The sequence below is a fragment of the Ferrovum myxofaciens genome (assembly GCF_000735045.1).
Classification (GTDB): domain Bacteria; phylum Pseudomonadota; class Gammaproteobacteria; order Burkholderiales; family Ferrovaceae; genus Ferrovum; species Ferrovum myxofaciens.
In genome coordinates, this window is record NZ_JPOQ01000346.1 from 1 (window position 1) to 253 (window position 253).

The window sequence follows — 253 nt, forward strand, 5'->3', positions numbered from 1 at the left end:
GGATTCCCAGACTTCCGCCGCCTTGATTTGGCCACGGTGACGCAGCCACTGGCCGGGCCAACTGTTCCCATGCTTGCCGTGTAATTCCCGTATCTGCGCGATATCCTCCTTGCCGGAAGCACCGACAAAGGCCAGTTCAACCGGGCCTAATCCCAGATGGAAAAGCCGCCGTCCCTCGGGGTGGATCACATAGTATTGGCGCTTGGGAGTGGCTCGGGCGATGATCTCGACCTGACGGTCGTTGAGTCCAATC

Annotated in this window: 1 pseudogene; it reads right to left on the minus strand. The window is 59.7% G+C overall.

Annotation, left to right across the window (positions count from 1 at the left end):
• A pseudogene (locus IV91_RS18640) lies at positions 1-253 on the minus strand (transporter); the annotation flags it as partial.